A 22,745-nucleotide genomic window follows, 5' to 3' on the forward strand; every position below is an offset into this window, starting at 1 on the left:
CTATGCATTCTCCTTTTCATCAATTCCCATCAAATAAGTTAAAACAAAAGTTATGAGGCCACCAACAACACAACCTAACATCAAACCGCCAAAACCTGCTCCCAAATAGACTGGGAATGTATAAATACTTAGTGCTACCGCTGCCACTGTTCCAGCTCCTGCTGCTCCAGTAATTGCGCCACCAATAGCACCACCTATACATACTGCGATAAATGGTTTTTTATATTTAAGGTTTATACCATACATTACAGGCTCAATGACGTTACCTGAAAAAAATGATGTTAAACTTAAGGTTAGTGCATTTTTCTTAATTTTCTTATCTTTTGCTTTTAAAGCAACAGCTAACCCGGCTGTAATTTGACAAATCAAAGATGGCGCATGCGTCATAATAATCATATCTCTTCCATACATTGCGATATTAGGCGCAGATACAAGCCCTAGAATAGCGATGTGCATACCAAAGATAATCAATATTTGCCAGATTCCGCCTATGATAGCACCTGCTAATACAGGGCTCAACTCATATGTCGATCTAAACAAATTCGCAAACAATTCTCCACCCCATACCCCTATAGGGCCAATCACAACAATAAGTAAAGGAATTACGATTAATGCACTCAGAAACGGAACAAAGATACTGCGTAAGGCATTTGGAAGTATTTTACGTAAAATAAATTCACATTTAGATATCAAATAGGCCGAACAGATTGCTGGTAAAATGGAACTACCATAATAAACATTGGTTACTGGTATCCCTAAAAAATTGACGCTTGTCGCATTGGCAAATATTGCCGAAAAATTAGGATATACCAATAATCCAACTACCATTAATGTAATGGATATATTCGCCTTAAAATATTTAGCTGCTGACCAGCCAATAAAAATAGGGAAAAAGCCATATAAGACATCACCTGCAACACTCAATATTTGGATCGTCGTATTTGTTTCTGATACCCCAGCGAGTACTGCAAGTTTCGCCAAAGCCGTAATGAAACCGGCTGCCAACATTGCCGGTATAATAGGACTGACAATTCCGGATAATAATGCTATCAGATTTTCAATGAATTTACTTTTTTTAGGAACATCCGCATCTAAATTTTCCTGAATCATTTCTTTATTTACATCTACAGTATCACCAACTAGTGTACTTGCTTCTGCAAACACCTCATCTACAATTCCACCCAATACGACTTGATATTGTCCACCTATGACGACAACCCGCATCACACCCTCAATTTTTTCCAATTCATTCTTTTTAACTTTCGCATCATCCTTCAAATTAAGACGTAGTCGTGTCATACAATGTGACATTTCTTTGATATTATCTACTCCACCAATACAATTCAAAATTTCCTTTGCCATGTTTTTAAAGTCTGCCATGTTTTTACACCTCTCTCTTTCTACTGCTAACCTTTTTATGACATCAACATATAAACATACTGTATAATTTTTTTATTTTCCTCCCTTCTGTTTTAAAATGGGGACGATGTGCATTGTCAAATATGCCGCTTCTTCATCACTTACATTTAAGTGCAGTTCAGATTTCATAAAATCAGATATCTTAGCAGCATATTCCCATTCTTCCCCATGTGCTATCTTTAAAGAACGTGAAACCTCATCCATAAACGTCCTGTCGAATGTTTTCTTCTCATCCGTAATAAGACGATTGAATAAACATTTTAAATGAATCAATAATCTTCCATATAAATATGAATTTTTATCAAGTGTATAATCTGTTAATGTATCAATATAATTTACCGTCCTTTCCAAATCCTTCATAATTGTTTTGTTTTGCAAACTGCTTAAATTAGATAACGCATTGATATAGTGAAAAGCAAGAAAGGCTGCTTCATGTTCATCAAAATCTGTATGTAACGCTTGATTGATGATAGCAATGGAATGTAATGCGGCATGAAACTCATTCGTATGAAACATCTTAATTTCATTTAGCAATGGATTCTCTATTTTCTGTTTATCTTGCCATGTCGTATAGGCGAAGTATATGTGATCTAAAAGCGATAGATACAACACGTCTTTAAATTTCGTTTGTAAATCTTCTTCCGCTGTTTTAATGACTTTCTCAACGATCATAAATAATGCATAAGGCATTTTATTCAAAATGGTTTCGATATATTTTTTATTACTAGTATCACTAACAAAGATACGCTCGATAAGTTGTTTATCCACAAGTGAATGGATTGTTCGATTACATTTAATACCTATTGCTTTCCCTAAGATAATCACTTCGTGATGATGTTCATCCATTGCGCTAATAGCATTATTGTTAATCGATTTTAGATAGAAGTATTTCATTGTAATTACCTCCTAATACATTTCAATACAACATCCCCCTCATAAATATCCTGTTCTTCTCTAATTGCTTTGATATCATATTCAGCACTGTTTGTGACAAATACATAAACATCCGGTAGTATCCCCAATTTTTTAAATGTGATAAGATCTATCTCACATATAGGCTGCATTTTTTTTACTACGTCATGTACCTGTAACCTACTTTCAATCGTATTTTTCTGTAGTTTTACTGTATCTACACCAATATGTAACATTACATCCATTCCATTCTTTGTTTGTATTCCGATGGCATGTTTAGTCGGAAAGATTGATGTAACAACACCTGAAACAGGAGCATAAATCTGTGAATCACTGGCTCTTACAAAGAATCCTTCGCCAAGTGTTTTTAATGCAAAAACTTCATCATTAGATGTTTCTAAACGTTTTAACTTACCTTCACACGGTGAAACGATTTCTGTTTCGTTTACTTTTTGATTTTTAAATATCGAAATTCGCATTCTTCATACCTCCAGAGAACAAAAAAAAGGCCACATCAAATATATGATGTGGTCTAGCATTAAGTAAATGGATTGATTCCTTAATTCGCTAACCTTTATACATGTATAGTATAGCAAGGTATGGAAGCGTTTGCAACACCTATTTTTTATTTTATGAAATATCCAAGAATACAACAAAAATAATCCTATGATCACTTCTATATCACAGATACTGATATAGTTAATACATGGCTTTTTCATGGTGCTGCTTTTAAGCATATGGCAAAAGCTTATTCTATTGCAATATACATACATTAGACTACTATTTTCAGGATCAAAGCTCCCCTGTGGTTTTAACAAAAACTTACCTTTTCTTTCCTAAGGCTCTCTTATCAAACTACGTAGTTTCACATTGAGAAAAATTGGATATCGCGTAATTTTAACAATTGTTAATAATCACCATCACAGCTTTCAGCTTTACTTGTATCTCCTCTGAAAAACTGTTAAAATAATCTTCAGAAAAGAGGTAATCTGTATGGAAATTAATAAGAAAACAATTGAGCGTGTAACCAAAAAACTGATAGAAACGCCAAGCCCTGTCAGCTATTATGAAGAAATCACACCCGTCATGGAAGCCTTAGCTACAGAATTTGGCTATGCGGTCAGTTATGATCGCAAGCGCACCATCTATATTAAAGTAGAAGGTGAACATCCAGAAAAAACCATATGTGTGGGTGCACATTTAGATACCATTGGTTTGATGATACGTCATATAAATGAGGATGGTACATTGGCACTGCGTAATTTAGGTGGCATTAACTATAATAACATTGATGGAGAATGTGTGCATGTTCATACTCGCGATGGCAAATGCTATAGCGGATTGGTTGCTTGTACTTCACATTCCACACACGTATTTGATGATGCACGAAGTGCTGTTCGCGAAGAACGTAATATGATGGTCGTATTAGATGAGCATGTCAAGTGTGCACAAGATGTTCGTGCCTTAGGTATTGAACATGGTGATATCATCTCCATTGATCCAAATTATCATTATACCGAAAAAGGGTTTATCAAGTCACGCCATATAGATGACAAAGCGGCAGTAGGTGCTGTCTTTGCCGTACTGGAGAATTTACAAAAAGCGCAGAAAAAGCCATATTACAATGTGCTCTTTGCTTTCCCCTTTTATGAAGAAATCGGACATGGTGGTGCTTGGCTGCCTCCTGAAGTTGAAGAATATGTAGCTTTGGATATCGGCTTGATTGGCCCAGATCATTTAGGAGATGAATATAGCGTATCCATTTGCGCAAAGGATAATTATACACCCTATGATCGCGGCTTGACCAGTAAGCTTATCCAATTAGCAAAAACAAACAATATTCATTATTGTGTGGATGTTTTTTATCATTATGGAACAGATGCCAGTGCCGCAATACGTGCTGGTAATAATGTATATGCTGCCGCCTTTGGCATGGGATGTTTTTCAAGTCATGGATTGGAACGCTGTCATATTGATAGTGTTGTTGAAACGGCAAAATTATTATATGCCTATCTGTTAAGCAAATAAACTATATAAAAACCTGAGAACAGAGACATTTCAAATGTTATACTGTTCTCAGGTTTTTTATTCTTTAAATATATTAATCCGTGGTTCTTTTTCGCCATGCTTTGCTTCTTCTTTTTGAAACTCACGATACAATTTCATAAAAGCTCTTTTTTCAATACGTGAAACATATGATCTGGAAATATGCAATTGCTTGGCAATTTCTCGCTGCGTTTCTTCTTCTACACCGTATAAACCAAATCGTTTCGTAATGATTTCCAATTCCCTGGAATCTAAAACATGTAGAAATTGTTTTAGTTTACTGATATTATCTTCAACGACCATATCTTCAATGATACTTGTTTCTTGCGGAGAACTGATTGCATCAATCAGCGTAATCTCACTTCCATCCTTATCCGTTGCAATAGGATCATTAAGCGATACATTCTGAAAATAATTTTTAGAACTACGTAAATACATCAATATTTCGTTTTCTATACAACGCGAAGCATACGTAGTTAATTTATGCCCTTTTTCTGGTTTAAAAGAGTCAATTGCTTTGATTAAACCTATAGTTCCAATGCTTATTAAATCTTCTGTTTGTTCTTTTTTGATATCATACTTTTTTACGATATGAGCTACTAGTCGCAAATTATGTTCAATTAATTTATTACGACATTCCTCATCCTGCAAGCTTAAGCCGGCAATACAATGTGCTTCTTCTTCTTTATCTAAAGGTTGTAAAAAAGAATTTGAACGTATATAGCCGACATATCCAAGAGCACTGCTTAAAATCTCAAATATCGGAAACAGCATTTCCATCACCTATTGTCAGTATATGAAAAATCTTATCAAGATATGTCTAATCAAGATTCGTGATAATGTGTCGTAAGTATGTAAGTAAGCTATTTGAAACAAGCTTTTTATACTATTGCAAAATATAAAATAGAAACGCTGATATCGCTTAAACGCTTGGTTTTAAGTAATACTTACCAAGCTGCTATCCTATCTCATAGCTGCTTTTTGTAATTTCATAAAAATTCACTGCAGCTTTTTCCAAAAAATCATTACTTCATTTCCATTTCAAGAATATCAAAACTGATGTTCTTTTACATGATCTTTTGTACTGTTTTGTTAATAAGTTTGCTTTCATCCCCTATGTCAAAGCTAGCCTTTTTCATTTATCCCATACAATAAAAGATAATAAAAAGTCTTATGGATAGATAACAAACTCGATAAACGATCCATCCTTAAGACTTATATGCTTTGATAAACCACAAAAAATTACAATTAGGTATCGTATTTACCATATACGTTACGCATCAAATAACTTAATGGTCTGTCATTTTCTTAATACTTACTTATTAAATGAAAGTTCCATGATCAATACCCATTACATGTAGCTTATTTCAAAAAAGGTTGATAATAAACTTTAAAATTCATCTTTTCATTGATTTTTGCTAATGCGATAGCAAAAGCATCTTTATCAAAAATAGCTACATCAATATAAGAATAATAAATACCAACAGCGCCACCCATCGTTCTGGCAATCGACATCTCATATAAAAGTTCATTTATTTCCTTTTCCAGTTGTTGACGAACCAATGCTTCTTTTTCATCCTCATATAGCTTTTCATAATAGAAGTATCCATATTCTCCACCACAGTCTTTGAACTCCTTACACATTTCATAGCTATCGCTTAAGAGTTCTTCTTGTAGCTGTGGATTCGTCGTTACGATTAATTTCATATCTTTTCGCAATGTTTCGCTAACTGGCTTTTCATCAAGTTTATAAGCCATGTAAATAGATAATGGATCATGATATTCCATCCAATCTTGATCAATGATAATATCACAAATATCTTCATACAGGTTTGGCAATAAACAGAAATTTTCTGCCTCTTCATCTGGTGTATCTATGATTTCGATGCTTGATATGCGTGCTTCAAATTCTAACTCACCAATGAATAACTCCAACATAAAAGCAACCATCGACTCACGACGCTTTTCCTCCACATCTTTTAAAGCCTCGCAATATACTTTGATATCGAGCGTTTTGCTTATTTCATTTATCGTATAATAAACATGAAAATCAGCACCAGTAACTTCTTTATCTTTTATACGTAATATCGTATGCATAGCACGCTCACTTAATGGTGGTCGTACGGCATTAATGATCCAATCTTCACTTAATGCTTGCGGAGCATCCTTTTTTAATAATGCTGTGGCAAACTGCGCATTCTTATTTCCTTGTGGTGTAAAGGTCATTTCATAAAAACCTGTATCACTCATCTCAACTTCCATGCCACACGCACAAATCGTTTTTAAATGTTCATTTAAATCTTGTAAGAGATGTGTAATCTCATGGTGATCATTTTCTCGTAACGCATGCTCTAGTTCTTCACGGTTTAATATAAAATATTTCCAAAAGTTTTGTACACGATGTTTGATATACATAAGCTATTCCTCACTTGTCCTAAGCAGCATACAATACTGCGTTAAATCATATTCCTCATGAGTAATGGTACTCATCAGATGAAAACCAATTTGTTCATATAATGGTAAATTATCTTTATGATGTGTCTCTAACGTGATATCGCGATGTTCTTTGATTGCTTCCTGTTTTACTTCCTGTAAGAGATGTCCCGCCAAACCATGATGACGCATTGCTTTATCTGTGTATAATAAATCCACATGATAATATGCACCATTCACAAATTCTCTCGTCCATTTGCTAGTGAACATATCCATACAATCAAGAGCATGATGAATACTGCGAATAGAGTGAACACCTACAGCAATTGGTATAAGCTTTATAATTAGATGTAATAATCGCAAACGATATAACAGCGTTTTTTCCAAAGTACTGTCAAAGAGAACCATAACACAATTCAAGTCTTTACTATCCGCTATAAAATAACAATATGGTCTTACTGCCTGTAAATAATGTTTCAGCAGATATGGCAAAGCCCATCGACGTGATGGTTCTGAAGGAAAAATCGTCCGATACAAGTCATCATGAAAGAAATTATCCGCAAAACTATGGTAAATTTCGCTGATTTCATCATCACTTAAATGATATACATGTTCCAAATTCATCTTTTCACATCCATTTCTGCTACCGTTTATTATATCACAGGTGTTAAAACCAGCACAAGTAAGGATAAAGAAAAGATCTTGCGCGCAACAAAACAAGAGCTTTCTTTTTATATTGAGTAATCAATCATGCTACATATGATCAACAGATAAAATGAAGTCTTACACGATAAGATGATGTAAAAAGCCTAAGTCCTCTACTTAATTTAAGCATCAAACGCTAAAGCTAACACACGCAAAACATAAGAAAAAACTTTTATAGCCAAAGACTTATAATAAGAACACCGAAAATGCCATAAGCCCATATACACATTATGTTTTTTGCAAAAAGAAAGATACTGTCTTTGGTTGCTACCGTAAAAGCATAACCAATTAAGATTCGTTTCTTTCATCAATACAAAAACCAAAAGACGATGATCAAACCATTACATTCTCTATCCATCAACTCCTTTTCTTTCGAAAAGGAATTTCATCATGTTACCATAAGGCGCTCTTTTAATTTTAATAATATCTTTTTTTCTAAACGTGATACTTGTACTTGAGATATCTGTAATTTTTTGGCAATTTCTTCCTGTTTCATTCCCAGATCATATCGATAGTGCAATAACAATTGTTCCCGTTGTTCTAAATGCGCAATCTCATTTTGCAAAGACACCTTCATAACAACATCTTCTTCTTTGCGATTACTCACCTTATCCTCTAGCAATATCGGCGATCCATCGTTTTCATAAATAGTTTCATCTAAAGAATAAACAAACTGATTCGCTTCAAAGGCTAAGATAACATCTGCAACATCCATTGACAAAGCGTCGGCAATTTCCTGATAAGTTGGTTCGCGATTCAATTTCTGCAAAAGTTCTTCCTTCTTTTTTGACATTTGCAAATAACCTTCTTTTAATGAACGCGATATGCGCATATTTCCATCATCACGAAAAAAGCGTTTGATTTCACCCATGATGATGGGCACTGCATATGTTGAAAATTTAACTTGATAACTTGTATCGAAATTGTTCAAAGCCTTCATTAATCCAACACATCCAATTTGAAACAAATCATCAATGGCTATGCGTTGACGAGAAAAACGACGAACTATAGAATATACTAACGGTGAGTTCTTTTCTACAAAAATACTTTTTGCTTCTTCATCCCCATCTTTGATTCTTTGAATCAATTCTTCATTATTCGCTGACACATTCATGTTGAATCCGTTTACGTAATGTGACGACAGTCCCTTTTCCCTTTTCGCTTGTAATATGAAAATCATCAGCAAATGTCTGCATAATTGTCATACCCATACCACTTCGTTCTAAGTGTTGTTTGCTGGTGAATAATGGTTGCATAGCTTGTGATATATCGTCGATTCCACAGCCTTCATCTGCAACGATAATTTCGATCTGATTTTCATCATAAGATACATGCACACGAACAATCCCTTCATGATTTCCCTCATAACCATGAATCATCGCATTGACAACAGCCTCTGCCAGCATCGTCTTGATTTCCATACAATCTTCCATGGATAAATTTAATGGCATTAAAAAAGCGATAGCACTCGTTCTGATAAATGCCTCATTTTCCAGATGCGCCAAACATTCCAATGTCATCTTGTTCATAGTTTTACCCCATTTCTTTCCTCTTTCATTAACTGAAAAATTCCACTCATCGCAAAAATGCGATGATTTACTTTTGATAAATTACAAATAATCAACTCACCATGATATTTTTGCAACTGCTTATAGCGAGCTAAAACAAACCCTATACCCGTGCTATCTACAAAACTCACTTCTTCAAAATCCAGTTTGACAGTTTTTGGTTGATACTGATCGATTAAATCGATACATATTTGCTTCAAATTACAAACTGTCAGATTATCCAGTTCCCCATAAAAATAAAAATATAGGGTACCATCTTTAAATTGATGTTTCATCTTTTATCCCTCCGCAGCTCATCTTAGCATGAATTCTCTTATCCTTGGGGATATTCGACAAAGGATGTTTCACTTCGACAATTAGTAATTATTCTGTCACACGAAAAAACGGATATATCTTATCCGTTTTTAATACATATCATCTTCTTGTTCATCAAAGAAATCACTTGCATATTCTTCATCATAATTAGGCATATGATCTGATTGTGCTGCTGATCTTACAACAGCAAATATTAAGAATAGAAATGCTAATATCGCTATAAATCCAATAATGGTCCACATAACACTCATCAATTATCCCTCTTTTCAGAAGTAGTATGCCTTTAATTAGCATCGTTATGATGAGCGTAGCAAACCTTTTTTTGGATATTTACGCAAAAACATCTTTTAAGGCTTTCATAAATAAATCAGTATAATCTAGCGCGGCTACATCATGTGCAGCTTTCAATGCCGTTTCCATAGTATAACCATCACTCATTTTAATTTGCACCTTACCAATAATTTCTCCCTTTTTAAAAGGCGCATGTGTTTTACGTAAGGAAATTTCTTTCGCCGTTTCCTTTGGCTCACTGCCTTTTTCAAACACATAAACTAAATCTTTATCCGTTAACACATCTACTTTTTGCGGCTTTCCATTTTCAATTGGTATTGTTTTCATCTTAGTACCTGCTGCATATAATAAGCCTTGCTGATATTGTGAGAAACCATAATCTAGCATTTGCTTGATTTCCCCATTGCGAACTTTTGAACTAGGCTCTCCCATAACGACCGCTATTAATCGTAAATCTTTCTTTTTTGCGGTAATAGTGATACAGGACATCGCTTGTGAGGTGAAGCCTGATTTCAAGCCATCAACGCCAGGATATTGTTTTAATAATTTATTTGTATTTACCAACCAGAAAGCTTTTTCACTATCTTCGCGAATATAGGCATCATATGTTGAAGTGATTTTTAACAAATCATCTCCGCCTTCCTTAATTAAAGCTTTCCCAACAATTGCCATATCTTTAGCACAGGTATAATGCTGTGGATCATGTAAGCCAGTAGGATTCATGAAATGGGTGTTACAAAGATTTAATTTTTTGGCTTTTTCATTCATCATCTCAACGAAATGTTCAGCACTTCCTCCTACTTTTTCGGCCATGGCAACCATAGCATCGTTGGCTGAGGCAATACAAATACTTTTTATCATATCTTTTACACTCATGGTTTCATTTTCTTCCAAGAATACCTGACTGCCTCCCATGCTAGCAGCATATGCACTCGTAGTAACCTCATCTTTCCAATCCAGTTTACCATCGTGCAAAGATTCAAAAATAAGTAATAGACCCATCATTTTCGTCATACTAGCTGGATATAATTTCGCCTTTTCATTTTTAGCATAAATAACTTTCCCACTTGTATATTCCATTAAGTAGGCGGATTTCGCGTTCTGAGCAATTTGGGGATCGTTTTTTGTCGTTTGTTTTGTTTTCTCATCTGCATGTATACTTGTCAGCATCGTCATGCTCAACACTGCCACCATACAGCAAAGTATCATTTTTTTCATGGTATCAACCTCAATAAAGCCTATGTGAAAGAATAGAAAGATATACCTAAACCCCCTGCAGAAAATAAAAACCGCAAAATATGCGGTCATATAATAAAATTTCTTTTTAAAAGTCCCAAGATGTCAGCCATATGATACAGCCATTTGGGATAGAATGGATATTTGGGATGAATACCATCAAATTCAAACAATTCATCTTTCCATTCGATTAATGCTGTGTTGTCAATAAATCCTATACCCTCTTTTTCACACATCAATTGTAATAGACTATTACACGTTTTAAATACTTCCAGACCACCAATGCGTTCTAATTGACATTGTCCCATAGGAATTAAAGAGTTGACATATAATGTTGTTTCCGGCAATTCTTCCTTTAATGTATGGATATGCTTACGATACAAGGTAATAAAAGAAGTAAAATTATCCCGAAAATGTAGGATATCATTTTTTCCATACTCCAAAATAATCATTTCCGGAGCCATACAAATGGCCCGCTGAATATCCCCCTCAATCATATCCACACAGCGCCCTCGCTTCGCTATAACATTTTTCTTTCGTAATAATCGATAATCCAGAATTGACTCTGCTAATGAATCCCCTAAGATGATGACATTTTCATAATAAGGCAACATCGCATAAATGGCCTTATTTCGTTTTTTTTCTGAAAGATAATTTACATATGTTTTTTCTTTTTTTGCAGTTGTTGTTTCATTCATGCCACCATTCACCTCAATTCTCCCTAACAACGCACCTTGAACTATATAGTACTGCTTAAATTATATAATATATAGTTGAATTTTCAAGCAATTTGTAGATTTTTGACCGTAAAAAGCAATTATATATAAAAAACATAACAAGAATTCTAAAAACAAATGGTTATATTTTTACCAAATAAATTCTTTTTGTTGTATGATATACTGTTGTTATAATTTAACAAAGCAATATAAAAACAGATGCTTACTAACATCTGCCTTTCACATAATATAAAATATCGTAATGTCTACTGCCGTTTTGGAGTTATGAGTATCATATTATTCTAAATAGTATTTCAAAATAAGGTGTCTTATTGGAACGCTTTTTGACAAGCAGCAATTGCCATATCTGCCATTTGCAAGCGTATTGCGAAAACCTGATGCATGATTTCATTCATCTTATGAAAATGTCGTTTTCGTAGATGCTCACAATAAAGTGGTTGCAGGGCTTTAATTTCATTAATCATCTCCTGTTTATCAGCCATGATACAAGCTATCAAATTCCAATTCATAGGTTTATTCAGCTCTTCATAAATTACCCGCAGGCAATCATTTTCTTCTGTGAAAAGAAGCTGGAAGTATTCATCGAATGTAAACACATCCAATTCACCTATTTTATCAGCTAATGATTGACAACGTTCTTTATTAAATTGATTTTGTACATGCGGAAATATAAAACCAGCAAATAAATCCAACAGCTGCAAACTATGGCGATAATGCTGTAACCCATTCAACATATGATCATCTGCACTCTTCATGAAATCTTTAATCGTTTGATCATCGAGTTGAATACGACTGCCAATGCCGTTTATTGTATTGACAATATGAAATTCATTCAGTTTTTTGACCGCTTTACGGCTTGTCCGCTCACTGACTTCATACAGTGTCGCAAGCTTTGCCAAAGATGGCAATAAATCCCCATTATGATAAATACCTGTTTTGATATCGTTCATGATGTCCGTTACTACACGTGTGTATAAATATTCTTGTGAGCGATTGCTGACCCAACTGAATTTCGCCTTTTCCTTTATCGTCATCCCCTGAGTCAAACGTTTGGTATAACTTAAAGTAATATTCTTTATTCCTTTACATAATGCATAGATTAATTTACGAAGCATGAAATCATTTCCCTTTAATACAAAACGCAGAGCTATCGTAAAGGTTTTCTTCATAGCATCAAAATTGTTTGTTAATTTTTTATGCTCTTCTTCGTTTTGAACAAGCGGTAAAGTAAGAGAATTCATTAATGTTAAAAACAAATCATTTAATATCGGATTATCTAAAAAAGATAATACATAAAGATAAAGATCATATAGGTACTCATAGACGTCAATTTCATTCACCAACTGACGTTGTGATAACGCAATGACCTTTTCTTCTAATCCCTTTATTTGTTCTTTGCTTGCATTACGCATACAAATAACACTAATATCCGGCATGATCCATTCTATTACCGTGAAAACATCATAAATCATTTGATAAGAGTCTAGCATAGTCTGGCGATATTGTACATTGTTATCAAAATCATTAATATCAAACAACACTTTAGCCGGGCTGCCTTTTTCAAGCACAACATAACCATGACTTTGCAATTTTTGTAATGCTGTGCGCATGGTATTACGCCCAACACCATACGCTTTACATAAGGTGTTTAAAGATGGAAGTTCTTCATTATAACGATATTTTCCATTATGAATCGTATGCAAAATCATGCGGTAAACATACTCATATAATGTCTTTTCTTGTTCCATCTCTACACCTCTTTCCATATATTTCTAATTGTTATAACATATAGTAATATATACCACTCATTTCTATAAAAAGCAACACAGAAACATAACATAAAATAAAAATTACATATTCTGTAAACACATATTTGCGATTACTGCCTTTTCTTTCGTTTTATATTGCTTTCACATGGTATTCCTTACTACCTTTTGTCGTATAACTATATATAATTTTTTAGTAATGTATGGTTGAACATTTGATAGTTTCTAAACATGTGTATGTCGATTGATAATAAGTCTTGCATCAAACTTGAAAATGAAGAAAACTTAAAGTCTAGCATAGCACTGCTATGTATGCTTTGTCTTTTAGCATGAAAAAAAGATCATAAGTGATCTTTCTTACGTATGCATGTTTCTGTAATAATCATATCCAAACACACATCATGTGGTTCTATTGGTACTTTTTCAACCTGTTGACAGTCAAAAGCCACACCAATTTTAAGAGCCCTGCATTGTTTCAAATAACGATCATAATATCCTTTTCCATGTCCCAAACGATATAGATGTTCATCAAAGGCTACAATTGGCACGACGATCACATCCAGTTCATCAGCCAAAAGCACTTTTCCTTCGATTGGCTCTTGAATTCCATAAGCTCCTTTTTTCATTTTACAACCTTTATACCACATGCGAAAACACATGGAAGTATCGTGTAATACTACTGGAAGCCCATAGCTCTTTAGATGTACATCATCTATGCAAACTTCATTGCCATAACTACGATATAAGGCAATGGTACCTTTTAAATATGGTTCTAAGCGTTGGACAATGGCTTTACTTTTGCATGCTATCTCCCTTTGCGTCAAAGCATTACGACGAGCAAGAGCAAGCTTTCGCACAGTTTCTTTCATCATCCGATAGAATCACTCATATCCAGTTTTAACAGCTGGTTTAATTCAACTGCATATTCCATTGGTAATTCTCTGGTAAATGGTTCTAAAAAGCCCATTACAATCATCTCAGTTGCCTGTCCTCGTGATAAACCGCGGCTCATGAGGTAAAACAGCTGTTCCTCACTGATATTAGAAACCGTTGCCTCATGTTCAATCTGACTTGTCTTATTCTTTGAAACATTCGTTGGAATCGTATCACTGCGAGATTGTTTATCAAGAATTAAGGTATCACATTCCACTTTGCTTTTCGCCCGTTGTGCCTTTGGACCATGGAATACCAACCCGCGATAATTTACTTCACCGCCATTTCGTGATACGGATTTTGAAATAATGTTGCTATACGTATCTTCTGCCAGATGTATCATTTTCGCACCAGCATCCTGGATTTGCTTTTTCCCAGCTACAGCAATAGAAACACAAATTCCCTTTGCATATGGTTCCGCTAATATACAAGCAGGATATTTCATATTGACACCTGATCCGATATTGCCATCGATCCATTCCATACTGCCATTCGCAAAAACTTTTGCACGTTTTGTAACTAGATTGATAATATTATCACTCCAATTTTGAACAGTGGAATAGCGACATCTGGCATTTTTATGAACGAAAATTTCAACAACCGCCGCATGCAATGAATCTTTTGAATAAATCGGTGCTGTACAGCCTTCTACATAGTGTACATCTGCACCTTCATCTACAATGATCAGCGTACGTTCAAATTGCCCCATACGTTCGGTATTGATACGGAAGTAAGACTGTAGCGGCTTTTCTAAATGAACGCCCTTAGGCACATAAATAAAACTTCCTCCGCTCCAAACGCAACTATTCAAAGCTGCAAATTTATTATCGGTATACGGTACGAGCTTACCGAAATACTTTTTAAAAAGATCAGGGTGTTTTTTTAAAGCTGTATCCGTATCAAGAAAAATCACCCCTTTTCTCTCTACTTCCTCTAACATGTTATGATATACAGCTTCGGAATCATATTGTGTTGTCACTCCGGCTAAGAATTCCTTTTCTGCTTCTGGTATTCCCAGCTTGTCAAACGTTTCCTTAATCGTTTCTGGTACATCTTCCCAACGTTGCTCTGTTTTATCACTAGGCTTGATATAATATGTATATTCATCAAAATTCAGTCGCGAAAGTTCTGGTCCCCAATCCTGGATTGGCATTTCCATAAATTTAGCGAATGCTTGTAAACGATAATTCAGCATCCATTCTGGTTCTTGTTTAATACGAGATATTTCCCGTATTGTTTCCTCTGTTAATCCTTGTTTCGTTTTATAAAGGCTTATATCTTCATCATGAAAACCATATTTATAATCTTCACTAGGTATCTGCATATCACTCATTTTTTAGCCTCGCTTTCCTCAATCAGCTCTTCCATTGCTTTCCAGCCGATCGTAGCGCATTTGATGCGATTTGCTTGCTTTCCTACGTTATGAAAGGCAATCGCCTCCTGTAAAACATTTTCATCAAAATCTTTGCCATCAATCATCTGATAATAATTAGCAATTATTTTTTTTGCCTCATCGATGGTTTTCCCTTGTAAAAGCTCACTCATGATGGAAGTTGAGGAAGTTGAAATGGTGCATGCCACACCATCAAAACGTATATCCTCAATGATTCCATCTGTTATCTTGCTTTGCACATAAATATCATCGATACAAGATTCACTGGCCATATGTTTCTGTAGATAGCCATCCTCTTTCTTCAATTCATGATTTCTGGGATATTCGTAATGATCCATGATGATCGAACGTAGCATCATGGGATCGTTCATGAAATTATTCATCTTACTTCCTCCTGCTAGAAAAATACATCTAAACATGTTTCCATAGTTGCATTTGCGCATACAGCTAAGAAACGATCAATCTCTTCTTTGGTATTATAGAAATACAAACTGGCACGAATCGTCGCACTTGTCTGTAATACTTCATTTAATAATTTAGCACAATGTTGTCCGCTTCTTACGGCAATACCATTTGCATTAAAGAAGGTAGCCGCATCTTGTGCAAACACCCCTTTCACATTAAAGGTGATGATGCCGGTATCATTGTTTTCATTGTAAAGGATAATATTATCCATCTGTTTCAATCTGGCTACAGCATACGCATGCAATTGTTGTTCATAACGATGGATTTCTTTCATCCCAATTGCCTGCAAATAACGTATGGCTGCATGCAATCCAAAAATACCTTCGATTGGTTGTGTACCACTTTCAAATTTATAGGGGGCATCCTTTAACTGGATATTTCCACAAACATCAAAACGTGCATTACTGTCACCGCCCAACAGCATTGGTTCCATTTGCGCAAGTAATGCTTTCTTGCCATATAGGATACCAACACCAGTAGGTCCACACATCTTATGCGCAGAAAACGCCAGAAAATCACAATCCATATCTTTAACATCGATTGGCATATGAGGCGCACTTTGTGCAGCATCAACAACAACGATAGCTCCATAACGATGGGCCAGGGCGCAAATTTCCTTCATTGGTGCGATATAGCCAAGTACATTGCCAATATGTGCTAATGCAATAACCTTGACACGCTCATTCATCATTTGTTCCAGCATGTCCATATCGATGCGTCCATCTTCTTGTAAAGGGATGTAGGCTAAGCTAGCATGACATTTGGTAGCCACACGCATCCACGGCAATACACAAGAGGCATGCTCTGCCTCACTGCTTAAAACGATGTCGCCTTCTTGCAGCAAACGTTCTCCAATACCGTAAGCCACCATGTTTAAGCCAGCTGTAGCACCTGATGTGTAGACAATTTCTTCACTTTCCGCATGTAAGAAAGCTGCCACATCTTCTCTTGTCTGCTGATATTCCTGATCTACAAAATAACTGAGATCATAATCTCCACGGTGTGCATTGGCACCATACTCTTCATAATATTTAACAACAGCATCAATCACAGCACGTGGTTTTAACGTCGTTGCTCCATTATCTAAATAAATTAATGGATGTTGTTGCATCATTTTTCCTTGCAACATTGGAAAATCCTGACGGATGTTTTCTACATTAAGCATGCAATCCCACCCTCTTTTCGATTTCATTTTTCATTTCATCATGATATGTCGCATCATCAAACAAATCACTGATAGGCATTAAATAGCCGACTGTCAAAAGACCTAATGCTTGTGAACGGCTTAATCCGCGTGATTGTAAATAATATAATTGATTTTCATCCGGTTGCCCAAGCGTCGTCGCATGACTTGCCTTTACATCATTTTCATCAATGTAAAGCACAGGCACAACTTCACTGTTGTGATGATCACTCAAAGTCAAAACGCGTGTTGTCTGATGCGATTCGCTGGCATGTGCACCCTTAACGATCTTACCAATAGCTTCCATGCGATAATTACCTTCATCTTCGACGATCGCATAATGCTCCATTTGACTTTTCGTATGTGCTACCTCATGATGACATTTCACATAAAAGTCTTTTTGTTCTTTGGCAATACAAGCGCTGCGCACCATTACCTGCGCACCACTTTCCATCAATTGTACATCCAGTCTAATCTGTGATGCCCCATCCTCAATTTCCCAATAGGCGATTGTTAATATTGCATCTTTATGTAAAACAGCCTGCTGATTCAACATATTCTTTTGCTGTTTTACATTCTTCATCAAGATCGTAAGGGAAGCTCCTTCTTCTAATTCAATACAAGAGGTTCTTAATGCCTCTATACCACCATATGGAATTGCCAGTTTTACGTTCAGGTGTTTGTCTACATGAAGATTAAATTGTGTTTCGTTATCATCAAGCGTTATCACCTGAAAGCCAGATGTTGATACATGCAGTTCCATATTAAACACCTTTGGTTCCTGCAGCACATTGCTGCAACAACGCAACTTTTTTCTTTTCTTCCTTTACGACCTGCACATGATATTCCTTTTCAATCCAGTCATAACCTTCTTGATCGATTTTTTCTATTAACTCACTGCCACCGCTGACCACAATAGCACCATCCACTAAAACATGGGCGTGTGTTGGCTTTAATAAATCCAAAAAGCGTGCATAATGACTTACTACGACCAATCCCATGCCTTGTTCGATTTGCATTTCATGGATCATTTTAGCTACCAATTTCAATGCATCGACATCTAAGCCTGAATCTATTTCATCAAGCATTGCAATTGATGGTTTCAACATCTTCATCTGAACAATCTCATTACGTTTCTTTTCACCACCAGAAAACCCTTCATTTAAGAAACGATGTGCCAAATCCGGTTTCATTTCCATTTCTTTTACTGTTTTTTCCATTTCACGGATAAACGTGAATAAAGGAATCGGACGTTCTCTTCTTGCATTCATTGCCGCTCTTAAAAAATCAGAATTCGTAACACCGCTAACCTCACTTGGATATTGCATACCTAAAAAAAGTCCAGCTTTACTACGTTCATCTACTTCCATGGCTAAGACATCCTGACCATCTAACGTAATACTACCACGTGTTACATGGTATTTGGGATTTCCCATAATGGCAGCTAACAATGTACTTTTTCCATTCCCATTTGGACCCATCAACGCATGTGTTTCATGCTCATGTATTTCCAAATTTACACCTTTTAATATCTGTTTTCCATCCACATCTACATGCAGATCATCTATTTTTAAACAACTCATGTATATCATCCTTTCAAACAGTATTATCATACCAAATTTTCTTTTGATTCACAATTGTAACGATTATAAAGTCTTATGCAATGTGAACGATAAGTGAAGGTTTATGGGAAATTGTCGTAATCCTTTTGAAAAAATTGCAATTTATCTCCATATTTATTATAATAAAACAGTATGAGTTTAGGAGGACCTATATGATAGACACATTAAAGAAGCAATGGTTCGTTGTATTGATTGCACTTATTTTCATCGGATTTACCGTATTTATCATCTATGATACAAATAAGGGCAAGCTCCCTGGTAAAAGCGAAAATGGTAAAGATGTCATTGCAACGATCAATGGAAAAAGTATTTCAGCTGATGATCTGTATGATTCCATGTACAAATCAAACGGTGGTAATACCCTTTTATATCTGCGTTTCCAAGCAGCTGTTATTGATGAAAGCGTCAAATCTACAGATGAAATTGAAAAAACTGCAGATCAATTAAAAGAGTATTTGAACAGCAATGCGCAAAATCAGGCGAGCAGTTCTGGTCAGAGCGCTGAAGAGTATTTGAAAACAGAATTAGCAAAATATGGATTCCAAGAAGATGAATTAGATTATTTCTGTAACGTACAAGCAAAAATGTCAAAAATGCAGAAAGACTACATCGACAAACATATGGAGGAATTATTTACACCGCTCTATGAGAAAAACAAGGGACGTACGGTTTCTCATATCTTAGTGAAAATGAAAGATGCTAACAATCCTACTGAGGAAGAGATGAAAACCGTCAAAGCAATTGAAAAAGATTTAAAGACCATGAGTTTTGCCGAAGTCGCTAAGAAATATAAGGATAAAGGCGACACATCAAGTGCTGAAAAAGGCGGCTATCTTGGATACATGGACTCTACAACAGGCTTTGTAGACAGCTTTAAGAAACAGGCGTTGAAGATGAAAAAAGGTGAAGTTAGCAATTGGGTCAAAGAAAGTAATGACAATTACAATGGTTGGCATATGATCAAGGTAGAAGAAACCGATAAAGATGCTATCCTAAAGGATAAAAAAGCAAAAGACTCCATCTATAGCGCTATTGAAAACGCAAATAGTGATTTAGCAAGCAAATACATCAGTGAAGCCATGAAGAAATTAGATGTAACATATGGTAATGATGATATCAAAAAAGACATCCAGGCATCCCTGGAAAGCAAATAAGGAGGCATGGAAATGAAAAAAGCAGGACTTATCGTATGTGCATTCGCCATGCTGGCAACTCTTACAGGATGTAAGGATGCCGTTGCGGATATATCGAATGGCAGTGAAAAATTAGTAAGCGTTGGCGATACGACAATAACTAAAGATAAATTGTATAATCTGCTAAAAGGCAGCAATGGTGGCAGTGCTACAATAGAATTAGTACAAAATAAAATATATGAAAAAGAAGGTATCAAGCTTAGCGAAGATATGAAAAAAGAGGCCAAAAAGACATTGGCATCCACGAAAAAAACGTTTGGCGGCGAAGAAGCCTTTCTAAATGCTATTAAAAGTTATGGATTCAACAGTGAAGAAGAATATTTAGAAAAAGCGAGCTACCCTTCTTTATTAAACAAAGAATTATTAAAGAAATATGCAAAAGACAATCAAAAAACATTATTTGAAAAATACCATCCGGTAAAAGCGAATGTGATTCAGATAGAAAAGCAAGAAAATGCCGAAAAAGCACTTGCTGCCTTAAAAAAAGGCGATAGTGCGAAAACAGTAGCTAAAAAATATGGCAAGACAGGAACCTATGATGGAAGTGAAAAAATCTACTTCAGCGGATCTGGACTTCCTGATGTTGTTTTCAGTAAAATTACTGCAACATCCAGTAAGGGACTTATCAAAGAAGTGATTGAAGATACAGAAGGTAAAACCTATTATCTTGTCAATTTAACAAATATTGATCCTAGTAGTTTTGCTGATGAAGCAAATGACGCTTTAGTTGCTGGTGTTAGTGATTTATCAAACACCATGATGGAACATTATTTGAAGAAGTATAACTTTACAATCTATGATATTGATATCTTAAATCAGATTAAGAGCACAAACGAAAGCTATATTACCCAGAAATAAGAGCGTTGCCGCTCTTTTTCTTTTATCTGAATTCTGTTATAATGACGTTACAGAAAGGATGATCATAAGATGTGTATTTTTTGTAAGATTGCCGCAAAGGAAATTCCCTCCTATTGCCTTTATGAAGATGATGAGGTCATGGCTTTTTTAGATATCTCACAAGTAACCAAGGGCCATACTCTGGTAATTCCTAAGCAACATTATGATAACTTTTTAGAATGTGACAGTAAAACCTTGAAACACATGATGGAAGTTGCTCAAAAGCTGGCTAATAGAATATGTAAAACATTGCAAGCAGAAGGAATGAACATTCTTAGTAATGTAAATGAAGTGGCTGGACAAAGCGTTCCGCATTTCCATATCCATTTAATTCCACGTTATTCAAAGGAAGATGCTTGTGTCATTCAATTTCATGAAAGTGAAAAACAAGATCTAGAGGCTTTGGCTGAACTCTTAAAGACTGTATGACTTTGTTATCACGATAGCACTTAATAAAGGTATAAAAAAGGATCCATTAATTGTGAAATGAATCCTTTTTTTATTACGCTTCGTATCATGCCATTCCATATAAGAAGCTATCCATGGTCATTGTTATTTGTCATCGGTATACACAGGTAAATCTAAAAATGTTATATGGAATTGTTTCCCATATTTATTCTGAATGACTTTTTCAAACACTTTTTGATTTGTTAAATCTTTTGTACCACTATAAATCAGTTTTTCACCATAGATATTTTCCTCACGTAACATGAAAGAGGTATTAATTTCATTATATGTAATCATATAATAAATCGTACTTTCCTTCTCTTCTAGCTTTTCACCTTTTGCGGAAACATTGACCTGACCTTTTGCCGTTATGGCATAAATATCTAAGATTCGGTCTTTATTACTTTTCTTGTTTGCATCCATAAAAATACGATACATTAATTTTTGCTCTTGTAGTTCTGGTTTCGAATTAATGTAGAAATCAGTGAAATCTTCATTTAAAATCTGTTCCATATTCTTTTTTAAATAACTGGTTCCTCTTTGATTGATTTCTTTCAAAAAAGCTGGTTGCAATTCATCGACACTGCTTAAACGTTCCGGTAAATTTTCTACTGTTATCTTTCGTATCGTATGAATGGGATGAATATGGTATTGATCCGCCAAATCTTCATCATAGGTGCTGCTTATCAAAAGCGTATCGCCATTTTGCAAATTCTTCTTAGGTGAAACCTTATACGCAACGGAATCCATAAATTCTTGTTTCCGTTGATTGTAATCCGTAATACTATTAAAAACCTTAACACTGGCAGAACCACTTTCTCCATCATATACAATAGAAATGTCCTTTGTTAAATCAACATCAACTGTTCTAAAAAACAACATATAACAAGTCGCATACAAGCTGATGATAATTGCCAGCATACAGATTGAGGTAATGGTTTTACTTTTCATTGCCTCTTTTCCAGGCGGTTTAAAGTGTGTGCTCATACACTCATCCTTTCTGTTGACTTCCTATTTAGTATACCATTTTTTATGAATCGTTACCATGCTTTCTTCTTACGTATTTCTTACTTATTACGTATCGCATATTTGATTTCTCCTTTATCAAGTCTCAACAAGACCATCTTTTTATATAATCATACGATGTTGATGAATATATGAAATAAAAGAATCCAACACTGCTA

The 22,745-nt window shown here is 35.2% G+C and carries 24 protein-coding genes; 4 read left to right on the plus strand and 20 right to left on the minus strand.

The features are described from left to right. The 3 genes from KJS44_RS08120 to KJS44_RS08130 form a co-directional block, all read right to left on the minus strand. Positions 1 to 1,380, minus strand: a complete 1,380-nt coding sequence (locus KJS44_RS08120; RefSeq protein WP_008688185.1) for a PTS transporter subunit EIIC — start codon at positions 1,378 to 1,380, stop codon at positions 1 to 3. A 72-nt stretch (positions 1,381 to 1,452) separates the two neighbouring features. Continuing rightward, entirely contained in the window at positions 1,453 to 2,313 is an 861-nt protein-coding gene (locus KJS44_RS08125; RefSeq protein ID WP_008688183.1) for a PRD domain-containing protein, read from the minus strand. A gap of 5 nt (positions 2,314 to 2,318) precedes the next feature. Further along, the gene (locus KJS44_RS08130; protein WP_008688181.1) at positions 2,319 to 2,810 is read right to left on the minus strand and encodes a PTS sugar transporter subunit IIA; all 492 of its coding nucleotides are present in this window, start codon (positions 2,808 to 2,810) and stop codon (positions 2,319 to 2,321) included. Between the two features lie 514 nt (positions 2,811 to 3,324). Here KJS44_RS08130 and KJS44_RS08135 point away from each other — a divergent pair. Beyond that, on the plus strand, positions 3,325 to 4,359 hold the full coding sequence (locus KJS44_RS08135) for a M42 family metallopeptidase (protein WP_008688180.1): 1,035 nt from the start codon (positions 3,325 to 3,327) through the stop codon (positions 4,357 to 4,359). A gap of 57 nt (positions 4,360 to 4,416) precedes the next feature. On the opposite strand, the gene sigK is transcribed toward KJS44_RS08135, so the two are convergent. The 16 genes from sigK to sufC all read right to left on the minus strand — a co-directional run bounded on the left by sigK (position 4,417) and on the right by sufC (position 18,985). Further along, entirely contained in the window at positions 4,417 to 5,151 is a 735-nt protein-coding gene (sigK, locus tag KJS44_RS08140; RefSeq protein ID WP_008688178.1) for an RNA polymerase sporulation sigma factor SigK, read from the minus strand. Between the two features lie 588 nt (positions 5,152 to 5,739). Beyond that, positions 5,740 to 6,792, minus strand: a complete 1,053-nt coding sequence (locus KJS44_RS08145; RefSeq protein ID WP_008688175.1) for a hypothetical protein — start codon at positions 6,790 to 6,792, stop codon at positions 5,740 to 5,742. A gap of 3 nt (positions 6,793 to 6,795) precedes the next feature. Then, on the minus strand, positions 6,796 to 7,434 hold the full coding sequence (locus KJS44_RS08150; RefSeq protein ID WP_008688174.1) for a GNAT family N-acetyltransferase: 639 nt from the start codon (positions 7,432 to 7,434) through the stop codon (positions 6,796 to 6,798). 469 nt (positions 7,435 to 7,903) lie between these two features. Next, complete coding sequence (locus KJS44_RS08155; protein WP_119957456.1) at positions 7,904 to 8,629, minus strand: SigB/SigF/SigG family RNA polymerase sigma factor; 726 nt, start codon at positions 8,627 to 8,629, stop codon at positions 7,904 to 7,906. Further along, entirely contained in the window at positions 8,610 to 9,044 is a 435-nt protein-coding gene (spoIIAB, locus tag KJS44_RS08160) for an anti-sigma F factor (RefSeq protein ID WP_008688038.1), read from the minus strand. The genes KJS44_RS08155 and spoIIAB overlap by 20 nt, the downstream gene beginning before the upstream one ends. Next, on the minus strand, positions 9,041 to 9,358 hold the full coding sequence (locus tag KJS44_RS08165; RefSeq protein ID WP_008688037.1) for an anti-sigma factor antagonist: 318 nt from the start codon (positions 9,356 to 9,358) through the stop codon (positions 9,041 to 9,043). The genes spoIIAB and KJS44_RS08165 overlap by 4 nt, the downstream gene beginning before the upstream one ends. Positions 9,359 to 9,487: 129 nt before the next feature. After that, positions 9,488 to 9,649, minus strand: coding sequence for a hypothetical protein (locus KJS44_RS08170; RefSeq protein ID WP_008688036.1), 162 nt, complete (start codon positions 9,647 to 9,649; stop codon positions 9,488 to 9,490). A gap of 79 nt (positions 9,650 to 9,728) precedes the next feature. After that, complete coding sequence (locus KJS44_RS08175; protein ID WP_008688035.1) at positions 9,729 to 10,907, minus strand: D-alanyl-D-alanine carboxypeptidase family protein; 1,179 nt, start codon at positions 10,905 to 10,907, stop codon at positions 9,729 to 9,731. An 86-nt stretch (positions 10,908 to 10,993) separates the two neighbouring features. Further along, positions 10,994 to 11,623: an SGNH/GDSL hydrolase family protein gene (locus KJS44_RS08180; RefSeq protein ID WP_008688034.1), complete on the minus strand. Its 630-nt coding sequence runs from the start codon at positions 11,621 to 11,623 to the stop codon at positions 10,994 to 10,996. Between the two features lie 347 nt (positions 11,624 to 11,970). Further along, complete coding sequence (locus KJS44_RS08185; protein WP_008688032.1) at positions 11,971 to 13,410, minus strand: GntR family transcriptional regulator; 1,440 nt, start codon at positions 13,408 to 13,410, stop codon at positions 11,971 to 11,973. A gap of 359 nt (positions 13,411 to 13,769) precedes the next feature. Further along, positions 13,770 to 14,300: a 5-formyltetrahydrofolate cyclo-ligase gene (locus KJS44_RS08190; protein ID WP_008688031.1), complete on the minus strand. Its 531-nt coding sequence runs from the start codon at positions 14,298 to 14,300 to the stop codon at positions 13,770 to 13,772. Next, positions 14,297 to 15,694: a Fe-S cluster assembly protein SufB gene (gene sufB / locus KJS44_RS08195; RefSeq protein ID WP_008688030.1), complete on the minus strand. Its 1,398-nt coding sequence runs from the start codon at positions 15,692 to 15,694 to the stop codon at positions 14,297 to 14,299. The genes KJS44_RS08190 and sufB overlap by 4 nt, the downstream gene beginning before the upstream one ends. Continuing rightward, complete coding sequence (gene sufU / locus KJS44_RS08200) at positions 15,691 to 16,137, minus strand: Fe-S cluster assembly sulfur transfer protein SufU (RefSeq protein WP_008688029.1); 447 nt, start codon at positions 16,135 to 16,137, stop codon at positions 15,691 to 15,693. Before sufU ends, sufB begins: the two co-directional genes overlap by 4 nt. A gap of 14 nt (positions 16,138 to 16,151) precedes the next feature. Beyond that, entirely contained in the window at positions 16,152 to 17,384 is a 1,233-nt protein-coding gene (locus tag KJS44_RS08205) for an aminotransferase class V-fold PLP-dependent enzyme (protein WP_008688028.1), read from the minus strand. Beyond that, on the minus strand, positions 17,377 to 18,165 hold the full coding sequence (locus tag KJS44_RS08210) for a SufB/SufD family protein (RefSeq protein ID WP_008688027.1): 789 nt from the start codon (positions 18,163 to 18,165) through the stop codon (positions 17,377 to 17,379). Before KJS44_RS08210 ends, KJS44_RS08205 begins: the two co-directional genes overlap by 8 nt. A gap of 1 nt (position 18,166) precedes the next feature. Further along, entirely contained in the window at positions 18,167 to 18,985 is an 819-nt protein-coding gene (gene sufC / locus KJS44_RS08215) for a Fe-S cluster assembly ATPase SufC (protein ID WP_008688025.1), read from the minus strand. Positions 18,986 to 19,176: 191 nt separating this feature from the next. On the opposite strand from sufC, the gene KJS44_RS08220 reads away from it, so the two are divergent. The 3 genes from KJS44_RS08220 (at position 19,177) to KJS44_RS08230 (ending at position 21,543) form a co-directional block, all read left to right on the plus strand. Next, entirely contained in the window at positions 19,177 to 20,178 is a 1,002-nt protein-coding gene (locus KJS44_RS08220; protein ID WP_008688023.1) for a peptidylprolyl isomerase, read from the plus strand. Positions 20,179 to 20,190: 12 nt separating this feature from the next. Next, positions 20,191 to 21,075, plus strand: coding sequence for a peptidylprolyl isomerase (locus KJS44_RS08225; protein WP_008688021.1), 885 nt, complete (start codon positions 20,191 to 20,193; stop codon positions 21,073 to 21,075). 69 nt (positions 21,076 to 21,144) lie between these two features. Continuing rightward, positions 21,145 to 21,543, plus strand: a complete 399-nt coding sequence (locus KJS44_RS08230) for an HIT family protein (RefSeq protein ID WP_008688019.1) — start codon at positions 21,145 to 21,147, stop codon at positions 21,541 to 21,543. A gap of 123 nt (positions 21,544 to 21,666) precedes the next feature. On the opposite strand, the gene KJS44_RS08235 is transcribed toward KJS44_RS08230, so the two are convergent. After that, positions 21,667 to 22,548 carry a hypothetical protein gene (locus tag KJS44_RS08235; RefSeq protein ID WP_008688017.1) on the minus strand — a complete coding sequence of 294 codons (882 nt, stop codon included), beginning with the start codon at positions 22,546 to 22,548 and terminating at the stop codon, positions 21,667 to 21,669. Between the last annotated feature and the right edge of the window lie 197 nt (positions 22,549 to 22,745).

The organism is Longicatena caecimuris, from assembly GCF_018406465.1.
GTDB classification, from domain to species: Bacteria; Bacillota_I; Bacilli_A; order Erysipelotrichales; family Erysipelotrichaceae; genus Longicatena; species Longicatena caecimuris.